At 72.8% G+C, this 16937-nt stretch carries 17 protein-coding genes and 2 pseudogenes; 8 read left to right on the top strand and 11 right to left on the bottom strand.

Annotated elements, in window-relative coordinates; translation table 11 throughout:
- Positions 1–150 precede the first annotated feature (150 nt).
- On the top strand, positions 151–792 hold the full coding sequence (locus ACIA8D_RS40950) for a carbonic anhydrase (RefSeq protein ID WP_399240488.1): 642 nt from the start codon (positions 151–153) through the stop codon (positions 790–792).
- Positions 793–876: 84 nt separating this feature from the next.
- Positions 877–1875: an L-threonylcarbamoyladenylate synthase gene (locus tag ACIA8D_RS40945; protein ID WP_399240486.1), complete on the top strand. Its 999-nt coding sequence runs from the start codon at positions 877–879 to the stop codon at positions 1873–1875.
- Between the two features lie 4 nt (positions 1876–1879).
- On the opposite strand, the gene gap is transcribed toward ACIA8D_RS40945, so the two are convergent.
- From gap to ACIA8D_RS40915, 6 genes are all read right to left on the bottom strand, one after another.
- Positions 1880–2878, bottom strand: a complete 999-nt coding sequence (gene gap, locus ACIA8D_RS40940) for a type I glyceraldehyde-3-phosphate dehydrogenase (RefSeq protein WP_399240484.1) — start codon at positions 2876–2878, stop codon at positions 1880–1882.
- A gap of 105 nt (positions 2879–2983) precedes the next feature.
- Positions 2984–3940: a GlxA family transcriptional regulator gene (locus tag ACIA8D_RS40935; RefSeq protein WP_399240482.1), complete on the bottom strand. Its 957-nt coding sequence runs from the start codon at positions 3938–3940 to the stop codon at positions 2984–2986.
- Between the two features lie 9 nt (positions 3941–3949).
- Complete coding sequence (locus tag ACIA8D_RS40930; RefSeq protein ID WP_399240480.1) at positions 3950–4348, bottom strand: Ldh family oxidoreductase; 399 nt, start codon at positions 4346–4348, stop codon at positions 3950–3952.
- A gap of 259 nt (positions 4349–4607) precedes the next feature.
- Positions 4608–5138 (bottom strand): hypothetical protein, encoded by a 531-nt coding sequence (locus tag ACIA8D_RS40925; RefSeq protein ID WP_399240478.1) that lies wholly within the window; start codon positions 5136–5138, stop codon positions 4608–4610.
- 150 nt (positions 5139–5288) lie between these two features.
- A complete protein-coding gene (locus tag ACIA8D_RS40920) occupies positions 5289–6521 on the bottom strand; it encodes an FAD-dependent monooxygenase (protein WP_399240475.1) in 1233 nt (410 codons plus the stop codon).
- Positions 6522–6661: 140 nt separating this feature from the next.
- A complete protein-coding gene (locus ACIA8D_RS40915; RefSeq protein ID WP_399240473.1) occupies positions 6662–7399 on the bottom strand; it encodes a glucose 1-dehydrogenase in 738 nt (245 codons plus the stop codon).
- Between the two features lie 274 nt (positions 7400–7673).
- Between ACIA8D_RS40915 and ACIA8D_RS40910 the strand changes: the two genes are divergently transcribed.
- The 5 genes and pseudogenes from ACIA8D_RS40910 (at position 7674) to ACIA8D_RS40890 (ending at position 11475) form a co-directional block, all read left to right on the top strand.
- On the top strand, positions 7674–9236 hold the full coding sequence (locus ACIA8D_RS40910) for a FadD3 family acyl-CoA ligase (protein WP_399240470.1): 1563 nt from the start codon (positions 7674–7676) through the stop codon (positions 9234–9236).
- 90 nt (positions 9237–9326) lie between these two features.
- Positions 9327–10211 (top strand): LLM class F420-dependent oxidoreductase, encoded by an 885-nt coding sequence (locus tag ACIA8D_RS40905; RefSeq protein ID WP_399240468.1) that lies wholly within the window; start codon positions 9327–9329, stop codon positions 10209–10211.
- Positions 10208–10680, top strand: a pseudogene (locus tag ACIA8D_RS40900) (SDR family NAD(P)-dependent oxidoreductase); the annotation flags it as partial. The gene ACIA8D_RS40905 and the pseudogene ACIA8D_RS40900, both read left to right, overlap by 4 nt.
- 65 nt (positions 10681–10745) lie before the next feature.
- The gene (locus tag ACIA8D_RS40895; protein WP_399240466.1) at positions 10746–10976 is read left to right on the top strand and encodes an SDR family oxidoreductase; all 231 of its coding nucleotides are present in this window, start codon (positions 10746–10748) and stop codon (positions 10974–10976) included.
- A 148-nt stretch (positions 10977–11124) separates the two neighbouring features.
- A complete protein-coding gene (locus ACIA8D_RS40890; protein WP_399240464.1) occupies positions 11125–11475 on the top strand; it encodes an STAS domain-containing protein in 351 nt (116 codons plus the stop codon).
- A 10-nt stretch (positions 11476–11485) separates the two neighbouring features.
- Here ACIA8D_RS40890 and ACIA8D_RS40885 read toward each other — a convergent pair whose 3' ends face one another.
- The 5 genes and pseudogenes from ACIA8D_RS40885 to ACIA8D_RS40865 form a co-directional block, all read right to left on the bottom strand.
- Positions 11486–12748: an MFS transporter gene (locus ACIA8D_RS40885; RefSeq protein ID WP_399240462.1), complete on the bottom strand. Its 1263-nt coding sequence runs from the start codon at positions 12746–12748 to the stop codon at positions 11486–11488.
- Positions 12748–13917, bottom strand: coding sequence for a PLP-dependent cysteine synthase family protein (locus tag ACIA8D_RS40880; RefSeq protein ID WP_399240460.1), 1170 nt, complete (start codon positions 13915–13917; stop codon positions 12748–12750). The genes ACIA8D_RS40885 and ACIA8D_RS40880 overlap by 1 nt, the downstream gene beginning before the upstream one ends.
- A 126-nt stretch (positions 13918–14043) precedes the next feature.
- Positions 14044–14484: a hypothetical protein gene (locus ACIA8D_RS40875; RefSeq protein WP_399240458.1), complete on the bottom strand. Its 441-nt coding sequence runs from the start codon at positions 14482–14484 to the stop codon at positions 14044–14046.
- A 49-nt stretch (positions 14485–14533) separates the two neighbouring features.
- On the bottom strand, positions 14534–15466 hold the full coding sequence (locus ACIA8D_RS40870; protein WP_399240456.1) for a pentapeptide repeat-containing protein: 933 nt from the start codon (positions 15464–15466) through the stop codon (positions 14534–14536).
- Between the two features lie 49 nt (positions 15467–15515).
- A pseudogene (locus tag ACIA8D_RS40865) lies at positions 15516–16375 on the bottom strand (SDR family oxidoreductase).
- A 134-nt stretch (positions 16376–16509) separates the two neighbouring features.
- Here ACIA8D_RS40865 and ACIA8D_RS40860 point away from each other — a divergent pair.
- On the top strand, positions 16510–16848 hold the full coding sequence (locus tag ACIA8D_RS40860; protein ID WP_399240490.1) for a winged helix-turn-helix transcriptional regulator: 339 nt from the start codon (positions 16510–16512) through the stop codon (positions 16846–16848).
- Positions 16849–16937 lie beyond the last annotated feature (89 nt).

The raw sequence follows: 16937 nt of genomic DNA, 5'->3' as shown, positions 1-16937 counted from the left end.
GGAGGCGACGCGGAGCGTCGTCGACCGACGACAACGCCGCGAGCGTGCGTGCCAGGCCCCGCGAGCCCGGCCTGATCCAAACGACAGGCCCTAGGCGGTCGGGGTGGGGCCGGAGCGCGGCCTTCAGCCGCCGGGACGTACGCTGCCGTCGTGACCGAGACTCTGAACCCGACGCCCGACGAAGCCTTCGCGATGCTGCTGGAGGGCAACCGGCGCTTCGTCACCGGCACCCCCGGGCACCCCAACCAGGACGCCGCGCGGCGCACCGAGATCGCGCCGGGGCAGAACCCCTTCGCGGTGACGTTCGGGTGTTCCGACTCCCGGCTGGCCGCCGAGATCATCTTCGACCAGGGTCTCGGCGACATGTTCGTGGTCCGCACGGCGGGCCATGTGGTCGGTTCGGAGGTGCTGGGCAGCATCGAGTACGGGGTGAGCGTGCTGGGCTGCCCGCTGGTCGTCGTCCTCGGCCACGACTCGTGCGGGGCGATCGCCGCCGCCAAGGACGCCGCCGACGGCGGCAGGGCGCCCGCCGGTTACGTGCGCGACGTCGTCGAGCGGGTGACGCCGAGCGTGCTCACGGCCCGCGCCGCCGGGCGCGGCAGCGACGAGGAGATCCTCCACGAGCACATACGGCACAGCGTCGACTTGCTGCTCGACCGTTCCCGGGTGCTGTCCGAGCAGGTGGCGGCCGGGCGCCTCGCCGTGGTGGGCCTGTCCTACCGGCTGGCCGACGGCACCGCCCAGCTGGTCGCCTCGCACGGCCTGAGCGAGACCGCCGCCGTCGCGAGCTGACCTCCGGCCCATCGAAGACCCCCGCCCCGTCGAAGACCTCTGCCCCATCGAAAGAAGCGCACCACAGTGAAGGACACCGCGCGGGTGACCGCACCCGACAGCGACACCCGGGCCGACACCGGGATCGACATCGACAAGGCGGTCGCCGTGCTGCGCGCCGGTGGCCTGGTCGCCCTCCCGACCGAGACCGTCTACGGGCTGGCCGCCGACGCCGAGGACCCCGCCGCCGTCGCCCGCATCTTCGAGACCAAGGGCCGTCCGCCCAACCACCCGCTGATCGTCCACATCGGCGGCGCCGAGCACCTGGACGACTGGGCCCAGGACGTGCCCGAGGCGGCGCGGCTGCTCGCGGAGCGCTTCTGGCCGGGGCCGCTCACGCTGGTGCTGCGGCGCGGCGAGCGCGTGCCGCACGCGACCACCGGCGGCCTGGACACGGTGGCCGTGCGGGTGCCCGACCACCCCGTCGCCCTGGAGCTGCTCGATGCCTTCGGGGGCGGGGTCGCGGCCCCGTCCGCCAACCGGTTCGGCTCGGTCAGCCCGACGACCGCCGACGACGTGCGCGCCGAACTCGGTGACACCGTCGACTTCGTCCTGGACGGCGGCGCCTGCGAGGTCGGCGTCGAGTCGACCATCGTCGACGCCACGAGCGAGTCGCTGAGCATCCTGCGGCCCGGCGGGGTGACCCGCGAGGACCTCGAAGCGGCGCTCGGACGGCCGCTCGACGTGCCGGACACCAGCGAGGTGCGAGTGCCGGGCCAGCACCCCTCGCACTACGCGCCGAACGCGCGCGTCGTCCTCGTCGAGCCGGACCGGATCGTCGCCGAGGCCGAGCGCGCGCGGGAAGGCGGCCGCAAGGTCGGCGTGTTCCTGCCGGCCACGCTCGCCGACACCCCGGTGCGGGCGCACGCGGTGGTCACCGTCCCCGCCTCGCCCGACGCGTACGCGCGCGGCCTGTACGGATACCTGCGCGAGCTGGACCGGCAGGGCTGCGACCTCATCCTGGCGTACCTGCCCGAGCAGGAGGGCCTCGGCCTCGCGATCGCCAACCGGCTGCGCCGCGCGGCCGGGCCCCGGCCCGCGTAGGGGATCAGCGGGCGGCGAGCAGTTCCAGCGTGTCGATCACGCGGTTCGAGAAGCCCCACTCGTTGTCGTACCAGGCGACCACCTTGATGTGGCGGCCGTCGACGCGGGTGAGGGCCGAGTCGAAGATCGACGACGCGGGGTTGCCGACGATGTCGGAGGAGACGAGCGCGTCCTCCGAGTACTCGAGGACACCGGCGAGCGGGCCCTCGGCCGCGGCACGGTAGGCGGCCAGCACCTCATCGCGCGTCACGTCGCGGGCGACGGTCGTGTTGAGTTCGACGATCGAGCCCACCGGCACGGGGACACGGATCGAGTCGCCCGACAGCTTGCCGTCGAGGTTCGGCAGGACCAGGCCGATCGCCTTCGCGGCGCCGGTCGTGGTCGGCACGATGTTGACCCCGGCGGCGCGGGCGCGGCGGGCGTCGCGGTGCGGGCCGTCCTGGAGGTTCTGCTCCTGGGTGTACGCGTGCACGGTCGTCATGAACCCGTGCTCGATGCCCGCGACGTCGTCGAGGACCTTGGCCAGCGGGGCGAGCGCGTTGGTGGTGCAGGAGGCGTTCGAGACGATCGTGTGCACGGCCGGGTCGTACGCGTCGGTGTTGACCCCGTACGCGAGTGTGACGTCGGCGCCGTCGGAGGGCGCGCTGACGAGCACCTTCTTGGCTCCCGCGTCGAGGTGGGCGCGGGCGGCCTTGGCCGAGGTGAACCGGCCCGTGGCCTCCAGGACGAGGTCGACGCCGAGTTCGGCCCACGGCAGCTGCGCGGGTTCGCGCTCGGCAAGGACCTTGATCCGCCGGCCGTCGACGACGAGGGTGTCCCCGTCCGCGGTCACCGGGCGCCCGAGCCGTCCGGCCGTGCTGTCGAAGGCGAGCAGCCGGGCGAGGGTGGCGGGCTCGGTGAGGTCGTTGACGGCGACGATCTCCAGGTCGCTGTCCCGCTCCAGCAAGGAGCGCAGCACATTGCGTCCGATGCGGCCGAATCCGTTGATGGCGATGCGAGTCATGAATGGTGTCCCTTCCGTTCCCCACCAGGCTCGCGCGGGGGCGGCAGCGCTGACAGTGGCGGGAACGCCATGCTTCAAAAGGATCCCGCCACCGGGCGTACGGGGTCATTCCCCCGGCGTGAACGTGCGCCGGTACTCGCTCGGTGTGGTGCCGAGGATCCGCTGGAAGTGCAGGCGCAGATTCGCCCCGGTACCGAGCCCGACGTCGGCGGCGATCTGTTCGACGCCGCGCTGCGAGCGCTCCAGGAGTTCGCGGGCCAGGTCGATACGGGCGCGCATGACCCACTGCATCGGCGTGTAGCCGGTCTCGTCGACGAAGCGCCGGGAGAAGGTGCGCGGTGACACCCCTGCCTGGCGCGCCAACGTGTCGAGGGTGAGGGGTTCGCCGAGCCGGTGCAGCGCCCATTCGCGGGTGGCGGCGAAGCGCTCGCCGAGCGGCTCGGGGACGCTGCGCGGCACGTACTGGGCCTGGCCGCCGCTGCGGTAGGGCGCGGCGACGAGGCGGCGGGCGGCGTGGTTGGAGGCGGCCACGCCGAGGTCGCCGCGCAGGATGTGCAGGCACAGGTCGATGCCGGAGGCGGCGCCCGCCGAGGTGAGCACGCTGCCCTCGTCGACGAACAGCACGTTCTCGTCGACCCGGACGTCCGGGTACCTGGCCGCGAGGGCGCGCGTGTAGTGCCAGTGGGTCGTGGCGCGCCGGCCGTCGAGCAGTCCCGTGGCGGCGAGTGCGAAGGCGCCGGTGGAGATGGCGGCGAGGCGCGCGCCGCGCTCGTGGGCGGCGCGCAGCGCGTCGACGACGTCCCGCGGCGGGTCCTCGCGGTCCGGGAACCGGTAGCCGGGGACGAAGACGATGTCGGCCCACGCCAGCGCCTCCAGGCCGTGCGCCACGGAGTAGGCGAGGCCGTCCCCTCCGGTCACGAGTCCCGGCGCGGCGCCGCACACCCGCACCTCGTACGGCATGCTCGCGCGCGTCGTGAACACCTGCGCGGGAATCCCGACGTCGAGCGGCTTGGCGCCCTCGAGCACGAGGACGGCGACACGGTGCGGGCGGGAGGCGGACACAGGAGGAGGTTACGCGGCGCTCGCGGCCGCCCGCAGACGACGGATCAGCTCCTCGTCCACCGCCAGGCCGTCCGCGCCGACCTCTCGTTCCAGCGCCGGAAGCCGTACTCCGTGCTCCGCGCGGAGTCGTTCCAGGTGGGATGCGGGCCGGCCCCGCTCCCCCGGCAGCACCCCGGAGTCCAGGCACAGCAGAAACACACCGATGCCCGGCGGCGCGTCCCCGTGGTCGAACGGGGGCGCGTCCAGCGAGAAGGTGCCGCCGCCCAGGGTGGCCAGGAGCTCGACGAGCAGAGCGATGTTGCCGCCCCGGTGTCCACCGAACGGGAGCAGCGCGCCCGCGAGGGCTGCGGAGGCGTCCGTGGCGTCTCCAGTGGCTCGGTGACACCCGTCCCTGGACGACGGCGGCACTCTACGCGGCGAGCCCGCCGACGGAAACCCTTGTGTGATCTGTGATCACAGATCAATGTTCCGGTCGACCGGGGGTCGCCGAGCCGTGCTGAGCCCGCAGTACCGACACCCGATGACACCCGTCCCTGACGGCCCTCTTCGAGCGGTCCTGGCGAAGAATCCCCTCCCGGTCCCCCAGCGGAGTCGATGGCCGCGGGGAGCACGCCGCCGGTGCGAGACACCGTCGGCGACGGCCGCGGCCACCTCGATCAGCTGTCGATCACTGAGCGCTGACGGCCGGGGCCGCGGACACGAGCTTGCTCTGGCACGTCGCCAGCCGGGTCTTCGCGCGCTTGAGGAGGGCGTGGGCCCTCGTGCGGTCGGTGGCGAGCTGCGGGTCGGCCTCGAACGCCCGCCAGGCTTCGTACGCCACCCGTTCCCGGGCCTCCGCCTGCTTGAGCTCCTCCTGCTTCGCGTCGCGCTGCTTGAGGAGGTCGGCGTACCGCGGGTCCGAGGGATCCGTGTTCTGGAGTTCCTCGTTCAGGTCGCCGAGCTGGAACTGGATCCCGTCGGCCTCGGCGGTCGCGTCCACGTGGGCGTCGGAGAGCCTCTCGGACGTGCGCCGTTCGGCGGCGAACCGCACGTCGAGCGCCTCCACGGTCACCTGGTGGCGCGTGACCGTTTTCTCGTAGGCGGCGCAGCCCTTGGCCGGTGCGGCGACGTCCGCGTGGGCGAGGGTGGCGGGAAGGCTCAGTGCCAGAAACGAAGCGGCGGCGATCACTGCGCTGCGCGTGCCGATACGGCGACCCATCAACGACTCCTGTCGGTAGGGAGGAGCGGGCCGGGGCACATGCGTCACCCCGGCCCGGTTGTCCCCGCCATCAATGCCACCGGAACGCAACGCTCCACGCCGGCCGGCGTCCCGCGCCACCCGATTGCAGGAGCACCCCCGTGCACCGGGTCAGGCAGCGGCGATGTCGACGGACTTCTCCCTGAACGCCTTGGCCATCAGCGCCGACATGGCCTTCCTGCCGACCCGGTTGGTCTGCATCCGCTGCATGGCGGTGCGCATCGCCTTGTCCTTGCGGGTCTGCGGGACGAACATCGTCAGGCCCATCGTGCGGCCGGACCGCTGCTGGACGTCCATGAAGGGGCGCAGTTTCTGGTCCCATTCGCGCAGCGCGCGGGCCGTGTTGCCGGGGTTGCGCTGGAGCAGGGTGCCCAGGAGGTCGGCGCCGGCCATCGCGGTGGAGGCGCCCATGCCGGAGTAGAGGGTGAGGCACCAGGCGGCGTCGCCGAGCAGGACGACGCGGTCGGTGTGCCAGGTGTCCATCTCGACCTGGTGGACGGAGTCGAAGAGGTGGTCGTCGGCCTGCTCGAACTGCTGGAGCAGGTGCTCCAGGACGGGGCCGGCCGGTTGCGGACCGAAAGCGGCACGCAGGGACTCGACGGGCGGGCGGCGGAACTGGGCGTCCTCGTCGTCCGTGCGGTAGTTGAACAGCAGGCCGGGCCCGTGGTCGGCGAACGGGAACGTCCACACCGAACGGCCGGGTTCGGCGAGGACGACGCCGTCCTGGGGCCGGTAGCCGGGCACGGGTTCCTTGATGACGGTGGCGGCGATGATGTGGTGCAGCGGCCGCATGAACCGTGCGTCCGGGCCGAAGGCGAGGCGGCGCACCGTGGAGCGCATCCCGTCGGCGCCGACCACGAGGTCGAAGCGCTCGATGGTCTCCGAGACGTCGCCGCCAGTGGTGGTGCGGAGGGTGACGTCGACGCCGTCGAGGTGTTCGTCGAGGGCGGTGGGTGTCGTGCCGTACCGGATCTCGGTGTCGGTGGCGACGGTGTCGTAAAGGGCCGCCTCGATGTCGCCGCGGAGCATGAGGCGGGGACCTCCGGGCAGGTCGCCGTAGCCCATCCCGGGCCGGCGGCGGCCGTTGCGCTCGACGTCGTAGGTGACGCCGTCCAGGGCCGCGCGGTCGCCGATGGCGTCGAGCACGCCCATGCGCTGCGCGGTGGCGCGACCGGTCTCGAACAGCCCGATGAAGTATCCGGCCGCCCGGCGCCCGGGGGTGCGCTCGACGAGGACGGGATCCCAGCCGACCTCGCGCAGGCGCATCGCGGTGGCGAGGCCGCCGATCCCCATACCGACGACCAGGGCGCGGGGTGTGGCGGTGTGCATCAGATGGCTGCTCATGGGCTTCTCCGCACGCGAGGATTCAAACGGAGATGAGATCTCCGCTTTACGGGCCCATCGTAGCACCGAAGTGGAGATACCTTCTCCACATGCTCTGGCGGAGTGGGCCCTGAGCCCACGGCGACCAGGATGCGCGCGGTTCACAGCGCCGTGTACCCGCCGTCGATCACGAACTCCGCCCCGGTCGCGTACGTCGCCTCGTCGGAGAGCAGGAACACCACCATCGCCGCCATCTCCTCGGGGCGGCCCATGCGCGGGACCGGCTGGCGCTGGAGGGCGGCGTGCGAGGGCGCCGATTCGGCGGTCATCGGCGTCGTCACGAGGCCGGGGTGCACGGAGTTGACGCGGATGCCGTCGGGGGCGAACTCCTGCGCCGCCGCCTTCGTCATGCCGCGCACGGCCCACTTGGCGGCCACGTAGGGAAGGATGTTCGGGAAGGCGATGATCCCGGCGGTCGAGGAGATGTTGACGATCGAGCCGCCGCCTGCCGCGCGCAGCGGGGCGAGCGCCGTCTTCATGCCGAGGAACACACCGAGCTGGTCGACGTCCACGACCCGCCGGTAGTCGGCCTCGGTCAGCTTCTCGATCGGGGCGTTGTGCACGATGCCCGCGTTGTTGACGAGCCCGTTCAGCGCTCCGAAGGTCTCGGTGGCACGGGTGACGGCGGCCTGCCAGGACGCCTCCCGGGTCACGTCGAGTTCGGTGAACACGGCGCACCGCGGACCGAGTTCGGCCGCGAGTGCCTCGCCCTCCTCGACCTGTACGTCGCCGATGACGGCCCTGCCGCCCTCGGCGACGATCCGGCGGGCGTGCGCGGCGCCCAGCCCGCCGGCTCCTCCCGAGATCAGCACGGTCTTCCCGTCCATCCGTCCCGTCATGGTGCGGCCTCCTCGGATCGATCGCCCGGTGTCGCACACCGTCCGGCGGCGCGCGCGAACGGCGAGCGTCGCAAGGGGAGTTGGCGGCGGCAACGGCCCGTTCCCGGCCAGCGGGATCGGCGTCCGGACGATCGTGACGGCAGGGGTCGGAGGGTTCAATGCGCGATCTTTCCCACCCACCGGGAACACCCCACTGCACCCGCCGCTCCCCCGTGCCACGCTCCGACCGTCTGATTGCTCTGCACTGCCACGGCGACCGGGAGGACGACAACACATGGGCGGCCCGCACACCTTGGCCCGCCTCGCCGACTGGGCGGCCGACGCCCACGGCGACGCGGAGGCACTCTCGTTCCGGGGGAACCGCTGGACGTTCCGAACCCTGCGCGATCAGGTGGACCGGGCCGCGCGGGCCCTGATGGCGCAGGGGCTGCGGCAGGGCGAGTCGGTCGGGGTCTGGGCGTCCAACAGCGACCGGTGGATGATCGCCGCGCTGGGCGTCCTGGCCGCGGGCGGCGTCCTCGTCCCGGTCAACACCCGCTACCGCGCCGAGGAAGCGGCCGACATCCTGCGCCGGGCGCGTGCCCGTGTGCTGCTGACCGAGCACGACTTCCTGGGCCGCGACTACCGCGCCGAACTCGCGGATGGCCATGAACTCCCGCTCCTGGGGCGGGTGGTGGCCCTGCACGACGACGGCGAGTGGGCCGCGTTCCTCGCCTCGGGTGACACGGTCACCGCCCGCGAGCGCGCGGAACGATCGGCGGCGGTGGCCCCGGACGCACCGAGCGATCTGCTGTTCACCTCGGGCACCACCGGCCGCCCCAAGGGGGTGATCGGCGAGCACGGGCAGGTGGTGCGGGCCTCCCGGGACTGGGCGAGTTCGGTGACCCTGCGGTTCGGCGACCGGTATCTGCTGGTCAACCCGTTCTTCCACACCTTCGGCTACAAGGCGGGCTTCGTGGCCTGCCTGTTGACGGGCGCGGCGGTGCTGCCGGAGCCGGTGTTCGACGCGGATCTGGCCCTGGAGCGGATCGAGCGCGACCGCGTCTCGGTACTCACCGGCGCCCCGACGGTGTTCCTCTCCCTCCTCAACCATCCGCGGCGGCCCGACCACAACCTGTCGTCGCTGCGCATGGCGGGCACCGGCGCCTCCAACATTCCCACCAGGCTCATCGAGCAGATCCGCGAACTCGGCGCGCACACCGTGTTCACCGCGTACGGACTCACCGAGTCGAACGGCTTCGCCACCATCTGTTCGCCCCACGAGGACGCGCACACCCTGGCCCACACGGCCGGGCCCGCGATGCCCGGCACCGAGATCCGTATCGACGCCTCGGCAGGCCGGTTCGCCGATGGCGAGGGCGAGGTCCTGATCCGCGGTTACCAGGTGATGCGCGGCTACCTCGACGACCCGGACGCCAGCGCCGCCGCGCTCGACGCCGACGGCTGGCTGCACACCGGTGACGTCGGGCGCCTCGACGAGCGCGGCTTCCTGACGATCACCGACCGGATCAAGGACATGTTCCTGGTCGGCGGGTTCAACGCCTACCCGGCCGAGATCGAGCAGGCGCTGCGCGGCCATCCGGCCCTCGCCGACGTCGCGGTCGTCGGCGCGCCGGACGAACGGCTCGGCGAGGTGGGTGTCGCGTACTGCGTCGCGGCGGACGGCGCCGGGATCGACGCCGCGGAGCTGACCGGCTGGTCGCGGCAGCGGCTCGCCAACTTCAAGGTGCCGCGCGCCTTCGTCCCCGTGGACGCGCTGCCGCACAACGCGGCGGGCAAGGTCGACAAGGTCGCACTGCGCGAACGCGCCCGCCATGAACGGCCGTCCAGGACGTGAGCCGACGGCCCGCTCCCCTGCCGGCTCCCGCGTTCGAGCCCTACGTCGCCCGCCGCCCCCGTTGCCAGCCCCGTCCCCACAGGAGCCCGCGTGAAGTACTCCGTCGTCCTCCCCGTCCACCTCGGCGTCCTCGGTGAGCCCGCCGACGTGCTGCGCCTCGCCCGGCACGCCGAGGACCTCGGCTTCGAGTCGGTCTCCGCCGTCGAGCACACCGTCGTGATCGCCGACACCGACAGCCGCTACCCCTACGCGCCCGACGGCCGCCTTCCGCTGCCCGACGACCTGCCCTACCCCGACCCGCTCGAACTGCTCGCCTTTCTCGCCGCCGGCACCGAACGGCTCGGCCTGTCGACCGGCGTGCTCGTGCTGCCGAACCACAACCCGTTCGTCCTCGCCAAGCGCCTCGCCACGCTCGACCGGCTCAGCGGGGGCCGGCTGCGGATCTGTGCGGGGCTCGGCTGGATGCGCGAGGAGATCGAGGCGTGCGGCGGCGACTTCACGCGGCGCGGCAAGGCCGCCGACGAGTCGATCCGGCTGATGCGGGAGCTGTGGGCGTCGACGTCGCCCGAAGGCCTCACCTTCCGGGGCGAGTTCCACACGGTCGAGGGCGCGCACAGCTACCCGAAGCCACACGCGGGACGCGCCGTGCCGCTGCACATCGGCGGCCACTCCACCGCGGCGGCCCGCCGGGCCGGACGCATCGGCGACGGCTTCCAGCCGCTCGGCCTGGCGGGCGACGAACTGACCGCCGCCATCACCCTCGTACGCGAGACGGCGCATGCGGCCGGACGCAACCCCGAGGACGTGGAGCTCACGCTGGGGGCGACGCTGCCGCGCGCCGCGGGCAGGGCCGAGTGGGCCGAGTCCCTCGGCGCCGGACGGCTCGTCCTGTCCGGGTCCCGGCAAGCGGCCTCCCTGGAGGCGTTCCTGGAGGAAATGACGGCCTGCGCCGAGGAGTTGGGGCTGTCCCGATGACCGAGTGCCTCGCTCCCCCGCCCGGCCCCGACCTGCCGTCCACGCCGCCGCGCGACCCCGACCGACCACTGTTCGCCGGACGGACCGCCGTCGTCACCGGCGGGGCGCTCGGCATCGGCGCGGGGATCGTGCGGACGCTCGCTTATCACGGGGCGCGCGTGGTGCTGTGCGACACGGACGGCGACGCGGCGCGGGCGACGGCGGCGATGGTGCGCGCCGACGGCTCCCCCGAGGCGGCGGTCGTCGTGGTCGGGGACATCCGTGCACACCCCACCGTCGATGCGCTGGTGGCGGCGGCCGGTGAACCGGACTTCCTGGTGAACAACGTGGGTGACTTCCGCCCCTCGGGACCGTTCCTCACCAGCGAGGAACGGGACTGGCAGGGCGGCGAGGCATCCCCGGCAGCGCGGTGTACGGGGCATTCGAGGCGGCCGCCATCGCCTTCACGGCGTCGCTCGCGGCGGAGGTCGGCCAGTACGGCATCCGCGTGAACGGCATCGCGCCCGACCTCACCGAAACCCCCCGCAGACCCCGATGTTGGCGTCGACCGCCGCCAAGTACAGGGACCACGTGGGCAAGAGGGTGCCGGTGGGCCGCTTCGGCCACCCTGCGGAGCACGGCGACGCGGCGGTGTTCCTGCTGTCCGAGCAGTCCCGCTTCATCACCGGTACAACGCTGAACCTCGACGGCGGCACGACGGCGGCGCCGGGCCGGCTGCGCCGCGACGAGCACCGGTGCACGAACATGCCGCGAGGGCTGCGCTGACCCCGGCCCGCCTTTCCACATATGCCCCGGGCATGACCAGCGCGCATCCTTCGCCGCTTCCGCCGGATCGGGTGCAAGGGCGGGGCGCTCGGTGCTTCCATGGAACACTCAACGCACCTCAAGCGGGGTAGGCCGAGGAGCAACAACCATGAGCACGCCGACCTCACCCGTCTTCGACATCCACGTCGTCGACGCCGGAGACCTCGTTCTCCTCCACGCGCGTGGGGAGCTCGACCTGAACACCGCACCCGGTCTCGACCGCGCGCTGGTCCCGTTGCATCCACGCCGCTGCGAACTCGACTTCGCCGACGTGCCGTTCACCGACTCGACCGGCATAAACCTCCTCGTCCGCCATCATCGGCTGGCCGCCGACGCGGGAGGCAGCCTGCGCCTGATCGCCGTCAGCAGGCCGGTCCGCCGGGTCCTGGACATCTCCGGCACCACCGGCCTGCTGCTCGCCACACCCGAACCGCCCCCGCGCGGCGCCGCCGGCGGCTGAGCCGGGCGGACTACACCTTCGCCACCGCCGGCCGGGGCTCACGACCGGCCGCGTCGAGGCGCCCGCCGCGAGCGAGCACCGCCACGGACACCGCGCACCCGAGGCCGGTGAGCGTCAGCGCGCACCAGGTCAGCCACAGGGCGTCGTGGCGTACGGCAAAGTCCCACAGGGCGCCCGTGACCAGGTTCCCCAGCGTGATCCCGAGGCCGGAGACCGTGTTGTACAGGCCGTAGTGGGTGGCCACGAGGCGGTTGCCGGAGAGCGCGACGACGGTGTCCATCTCGAAGGGGTAGACGACCGCGCCACCCATGGCGAGCAGGGCCACGGCGACGAGCAGCGCGCCGACGACCGCCCACGCGGTACCGGCCGGGACGAGCGCGAGCGGCAAGAACGCGAGGCCCATCGCGGTCAGCCCGCGCACCAGCGCCCGGGGCGGGTCCCAGCGCCGCTTCGCCCAGCCCGTCAGGCGCAGTTGACCGGTCACGGCGACCGCGGCGGACACCACGAAAAGGCCGCTCGTGACCCACGTCCCCCGGTCGCCCAGCGCGCCCCGGGCCGCGAGCGGCAGCGCCAGGTACACCTGGAAGGTCAGCACGTACGAGCCGATCATCGCGAGGGCGAAGAGCAGGAAGGGCCGGTTGGCGACGACGGTGCGCCACTGGGCGAGCACGCCCTTGCGCCCCGCCTCGGCACCCGCTCCCCGCCGCTCGGGCAGCGCCCGCGCCTGGAGAACGGTGAGCACCGCGAACACCATGGCGGCCGTGGTGCACACGAGGCGGAAGTCCGCCGCCAGCAGGGCGAGTCCGACCAGTGGGCCGAGCAGCATGCCCGCCTGGTAGTAGACGTTGAAGGTGGCGAAGGCGTCCACGCGCCGCTCCCCCGCCTCGGCGGCCAGGTAGGCGCGTACGGCCGGGTTGAACAGGGCGCCCGCGAAGCCGGTGGCCGCCGACGCGGCGATCAGCGTCGGCAGGTTGTCGACCCAGCCGAGCAGCCCGAAGCCGACGGTGCGCAGCAGGCAGCCCGCCGTGATCGGCGCCTTGTAGCCGAAGCGGTCGGCGAGGGTTCCGCCGATGAGGAACATGCCCTGCTGCGAGAAGTTGCGCACACCGAGCACGAGTCCGACCGCCCAGGCGGCGAGGCCGAGCGCGCCGGACAGGTGCGCGGCGAGGTAGGGCATGAGCATGTAGAAGGCGAGGTTGATGGCGAACTGATTGGCCATCAGCAGGCGTACGGGCGCGGAGAAGGAGCGGGTCTGCCGCCAGATACCGGTCATCACCGCCCCACCCCGGCCCCGGAGTTCGGCCGAGGGGCGACGGCGAGCGGATCGGTACCTGGGTCGGCGAGCGGATCGACGATGTGTGTGCAGCGCGTCCAGCGGGTGACGACGCGGTCGCCGGGCCGTTCGATCTCCTCGGGCTCGTCGGCGGGCGGATCGCCGTCGAGCAGGCCGTGCGCCCGGCAGTACGTGTCGTCGAAGACGGTGCCGACATAGCGTTGCGGCCCGTCGGGGAACACGGCGACGATGCGCTCCTCGGCGGGCAGCGTGCGAGCCAGCCAGCGGGCCACGAGGGCGACGGCGCCGACGCTCCAGCCGCCGGTCGCGTAGTGGCGGCGGGCCAGGTGCCGGGCCGCCCACACCGCCTCGGGCGCGGCGACCCAGTGCACCTCGTCGAAGAGGTGGTACGCGACGTTGCGCGGGTGGATGCTGCTGCCGAGGCCGCGCATCAGGCGGGGCGCCGCGGGCTGGCCGAAGATGGTCGAGCCGGTGGTGTCGACGCCGACCACGCGCAGGTGCGGGAAGAATCCGCGCAGCACCGAGGCGATGCCCGCCGAGTGTCCACCAGTACCGACCGAGACGACGAGGGTGTCGATGCGGCCGAGCTGGGCGACGAGTTCATGGGCGAGCGGGGCGTACGCGGCCACGTTGTCGGGGTTGTTGTACTGGTCGGGGCACCAGGCGTCGGGGCAGTCGGCAAGGATCTCCGCGACGCGTCGGCGCCGCGCCTCCTGCCAGCCGCCGACGGGGCGCGGGGTGTCGACGAGCTCGACGTCGGCGCCGTACGCGGCGAGCAGCCCGGTCATGAGCGGTTCCATACCGGGGTCGGTGACGACGGTGACGGGGTGCCCGTACGTGCCTCCGGCCAGCGCCAGGCCGAGGCCCAGGGTGCCGGAGGTGGACTCGACGATGCGCGCGCCCGGGGCCAGCCGGCCGCGTTCGCGGGCTGCGCGGACCATGTGCAGGGCGGTGCGGTCCTTGATGCCGCCGGGGTTGTGGCCTTCGAGCTTGGCCCAGAATCCGCGGCCTGCGGCGGTGAAGGGGGCGCCGATCCACAACACGGGTGTGTCGCCGACCAGTCCGGCGGGGGTGCGCTGGGGCCGCTTGGTGCCGGCGAGCAGTTGGGCGGGGGCGTCGGGCGTGTGTGTGGGCGTACTCGGGTGCATGGCGTGCTTCTCCTACGGCCGGGGGCAAGAGGTACCGGGGCGGCCGTTCGGTGGGGGGAGGTGACCGACCGGAACGCCGTCCGCAACCGGACCGCTGTACGGCGGGGTGGGACGACGCGGGGCCGGTCAGGTCCGCCAGACACCCAGCCGGGAGCGCTCGTGCCGATCGGGGAGGGTGTCGCGCGGCCCGTCCGGAGTCGGCCCGTGCCGCAGCTCCGCACCGTCACCCACCTCGGCCCGTGGCACGGTGAACTGCACGGCGTCCGGCGCGACTTGAATGCCGCGCGGCGCCTGCACACCGGGCTCGTCCACGCCGCGACACTCTTCGTCGCCCTCGTGCGCGGGATGCGAGGGGTGCGCGGCCTGCTGGTCGCACGCGTCGTGCCCGTGGTCGTACGCGTAGGACACGGCGGCGACGGTGTCGGCCCGCCCGGAACTCGTCGACGCGGGCCCGTGGGCGCAGCACAGCACGTGCACCAGCGCAGCCAGCAGCACGACGAGCACCGCACCGGCCCATGAACCCGGGCCGGCGCGGCGGCCGTGATGCGCTGCGAACGAGATCCCCATCAGCACAGAACGTAGCCGATCGCACACATAAAGTGCGCGTGAAGAGCCGTCAGGTGTCCGCCCGTGGGTCACCCGAGCCGAGCTTCCGGGTGACGCGGCGGACGAAGGCGTCGGCCTCCGCCGGGGTGATCTCGACGTGGTCCTGGTCGTTGTGGCCGAGTTCGTAGCGTCGCAGGTACTCCGTCGGCTCCCAGCGCAGGTTGCGGGTGAAGACCTCGTCCCGCACGACGGCACCGGCCCGGCGGCGGCGCACGACACCTGCCGGGTCGCCGCGCGAGGCCCCGTACCCGACACGCACGTAGTACGTCGTCGTGTCCGCGGGCGAGTTCAGCACCTCCACCGCCGCGCCCCGCTCGGCGAGCCACAACTCCAGGGCGAGCCCCGCGAGTTCACGTCGAGCGTCACCGTCGACCACGCATGCGGGGCCGTAGACGCTGCCGTGCAGGCCCTGGAGCCGGGTGCTCTCATCCAGGACCACGTCGAAACTCGTCCGGGCCACACCGGCCCTTCGCAGGTCGGCGCCCTCCAGCAGGGTGGCACCCAGCAGCGAGGCACCGTCCAGACGCGCGCCCGCGAAGCACGCCCCGCGGGCATCGACCTCGTACAGGTCCGCGCTGCCCAGGTCGGCTCCCGTCAGGTCCGCATCGCGCAGCACGGTCTCCGTCAGCTCGGCCTTGACCAGGCAGGCACCGATCAGCACCGCGCCGGTGAGGTCCGACCAGCCGAGGTTCGCCCGGTACAGGTCCACGTCCCTCAGCACGATGCCGTGGGCCGTCGACGGGCACAGCAGCGCGCTGCCCAGGTCGGCGCCGGAAAGATCGGCGCCCGACAGGTCCAGGTACGTGGCGTCCAGGGTGATGCCCTGTTCGGAGGCCGCCCATGCGGCAAGGACCGCGGCCGCCTCGGCGTCGGACGGCGGGGTGCGCATGTGTCGCCCGGCGCATCCGGGTGGCCCGGAGGAGGCCCGTTCGGTGTCCGTCACGCCCCGACTGCACAAAGCGGTCCCGCCACCCGGACCGTCCCCGAAGGACCTACCGCAGCGCGTCGGCGACGGCGTCGGCGACCGGTGTGGTGGGGCGGCCGATGAGGCGTGCCAGGTCGCCGTTCCGGTGGGCGAGCAGCCCCTTCTCGACCGCGGTGTCCACGCCCACGAGGATGTCGGCGAAGGGGGCGGGCAGCCCGGCGCCGATGAGGATCTCCCGATTCTGCTCAGGCGTGACGGCCCGGTAGACGATCTCCTTGCCGGACTGGCGCGCGACCTCGGCGGCGTACTCCGCGAGCGACCACGCGACGTCGCCGCTCAGCTCGTACGCCTTGCCCTCGTGACCCTCGCCGGTGAGTACGGCGACGGCGGCGGCCGCGAAGTCGGCGCGCGAGGCGGAGGCGAAACGACCCTCGCCGGCGTTCGCCACGACGGCGCCGTGCTCCAGGACCGGGGCCAGGTTCTCGGTGAAGTTCTCGTGGTACCAGCCGTTGCGCAGGAAGGTGTACGGCAGGCCTGAGTCGAGGATCATCCGCTCGGTGACCTTGTGCTCGGCGGCGAGTTCGAAGTCGGCGTCCGGGCCGCCCAGCACACCGGTGTAGGCGAGGAGCCCGACGCCCGCGGCCTTCGCGGCGTCGATCACGGCCCGGTGCTGGGCGACGCGCTGACCGACCTCGCTGCCGGAGACCAGCAGCACACGGTCGCCCGCACGGAAGACGTCCGCGAGCGTTTCGGGGGGGCGCTGTAGTCGGCGACGCGCAACTCGACACCTCGCGCTTCGAGGTCCGCCGCCCTGCCCTTGTCGCGTACGACGGCGACGACCTCCGAGGCGGGGACACCCGCGTCCAGCAGTCCCGTGACGACCAGACGGCCGAGCTTCCCGGTGGCACCGGTGACGACGTGGCTCATGACTCATATCTCCTTGATCGGTGGTTCTCCTTCACCGTAGGACGGGTACTAAGGATTCGTAAGTACCCACTTTGAAGTAAGGTACTGGCGTGAAGGTGAGCAGGGTGCGGGAGTGGACGGCGACCGGCGAGGGCATGTGTCCGCAACGGCTGGTCCTGGAGCATGTCACCAGCAGGTGGGGCGTCCTCGCGCTGCTCGCGCTGGAGGAGCGCTCGTACCGGTTCAGTGAGCTGCGCCGGGAGATCGGTGGTGTCAGCGAGAAGATGCTCGCGCAGACACTGCAGACCCTGGAGCGCGACGGCGTCGTCCACCGGGACGCGAAGCCCGTGATCCCGCCCCGCGTCGACTACTCGCTCACCGACCTCGGCCGCGAGGCCGCCGCGCAGGTCCGCGCGCTCGCGGACTGGACGGACCGGCGCCTGCCCGAGGTGACGGCGGCGCGCGAGGCGTACGACGAGACGAAGCAGGACTAGGGCTTGTCGTTTGGATCAGGCCGGATCAGGGAGCGGGGCCTGGTGCGTGCGATCGCAAGGCGGAGGAGGGAGGCGACGCGGAGCGTCGT

The sequence above is a fragment of the Streptomyces sp. NPDC051684 genome, from assembly GCF_044453445.1.
Taxonomy (GTDB): domain Bacteria; phylum Actinomycetota; class Actinomycetes; order Streptomycetales; family Streptomycetaceae; genus Streptomyces.
Note: the sequence above shows the minus strand (reverse complement) of the source record. Positions and strands in the feature narration are given on the sequence as shown.

Excerpts from the sequence above, each read along its gene's own strand:
- gap (WP_399240484.1), bottom strand. The coding sequence starts at position 2,878 with ATGACTCGCATCGCCATCAACGGATTCGGCCGCATCGGACGCAATGTG.
- ACIA8D_RS40925 (WP_399240478.1), bottom strand. The coding sequence starts at position 5,138 with ATGGGTCGCCGTATCGGCACGCGCAGCGCAGTGATCGCCGCCGCTTCG.
- ACIA8D_RS40920 (WP_399240475.1), bottom strand. The coding sequence starts at position 6,521 with ATGAGCAGCCATCTGATGCACACCGCCACACCCCGCGCCCTGGTCGTC.
- ACIA8D_RS40915 (WP_399240473.1), bottom strand. The coding sequence starts at position 7,399 with ATGACGGGACGGATGGACGGGAAGACCGTGCTGATCTCGGGAGGAGCC.
- ACIA8D_RS40910 (WP_399240470.1), top strand. The coding sequence starts at position 7,674 with ATGGGCGGCCCGCACACCTTGGCCCGCCTCGCCGACTGGGCGGCCGAC.
- ACIA8D_RS40895 (WP_399240466.1), top strand. The coding sequence starts at position 10,746 with ATGTTGGCGTCGACCGCCGCCAAGTACAGGGACCACGTGGGCAAGAGG.
- ACIA8D_RS40890 (WP_399240464.1), top strand. The coding sequence starts at position 11,125 with ATGAGCACGCCGACCTCACCCGTCTTCGACATCCACGTCGTCGACGCC.
- ACIA8D_RS40885 (WP_399240462.1), bottom strand. The coding sequence starts at position 12,748 with ATGACCGGTATCTGGCGGCAGACCCGCTCCTTCTCCGCGCCCGTACGC.
- ACIA8D_RS40880 (WP_399240460.1), bottom strand. The coding sequence starts at position 13,917 with ATGCACCCGAGTACGCCCACACACACGCCCGACGCCCCCGCCCAACTG.
- ACIA8D_RS40875 (WP_399240458.1), bottom strand. The coding sequence starts at position 14,484 with ATGGGGATCTCGTTCGCAGCGCATCACGGCCGCCGCGCCGGCCCGGGT.
- ACIA8D_RS40860 (WP_399240490.1), top strand. The coding sequence starts at position 16,510 with ATGTGTCCGCAACGGCTGGTCCTGGAGCATGTCACCAGCAGGTGGGGC.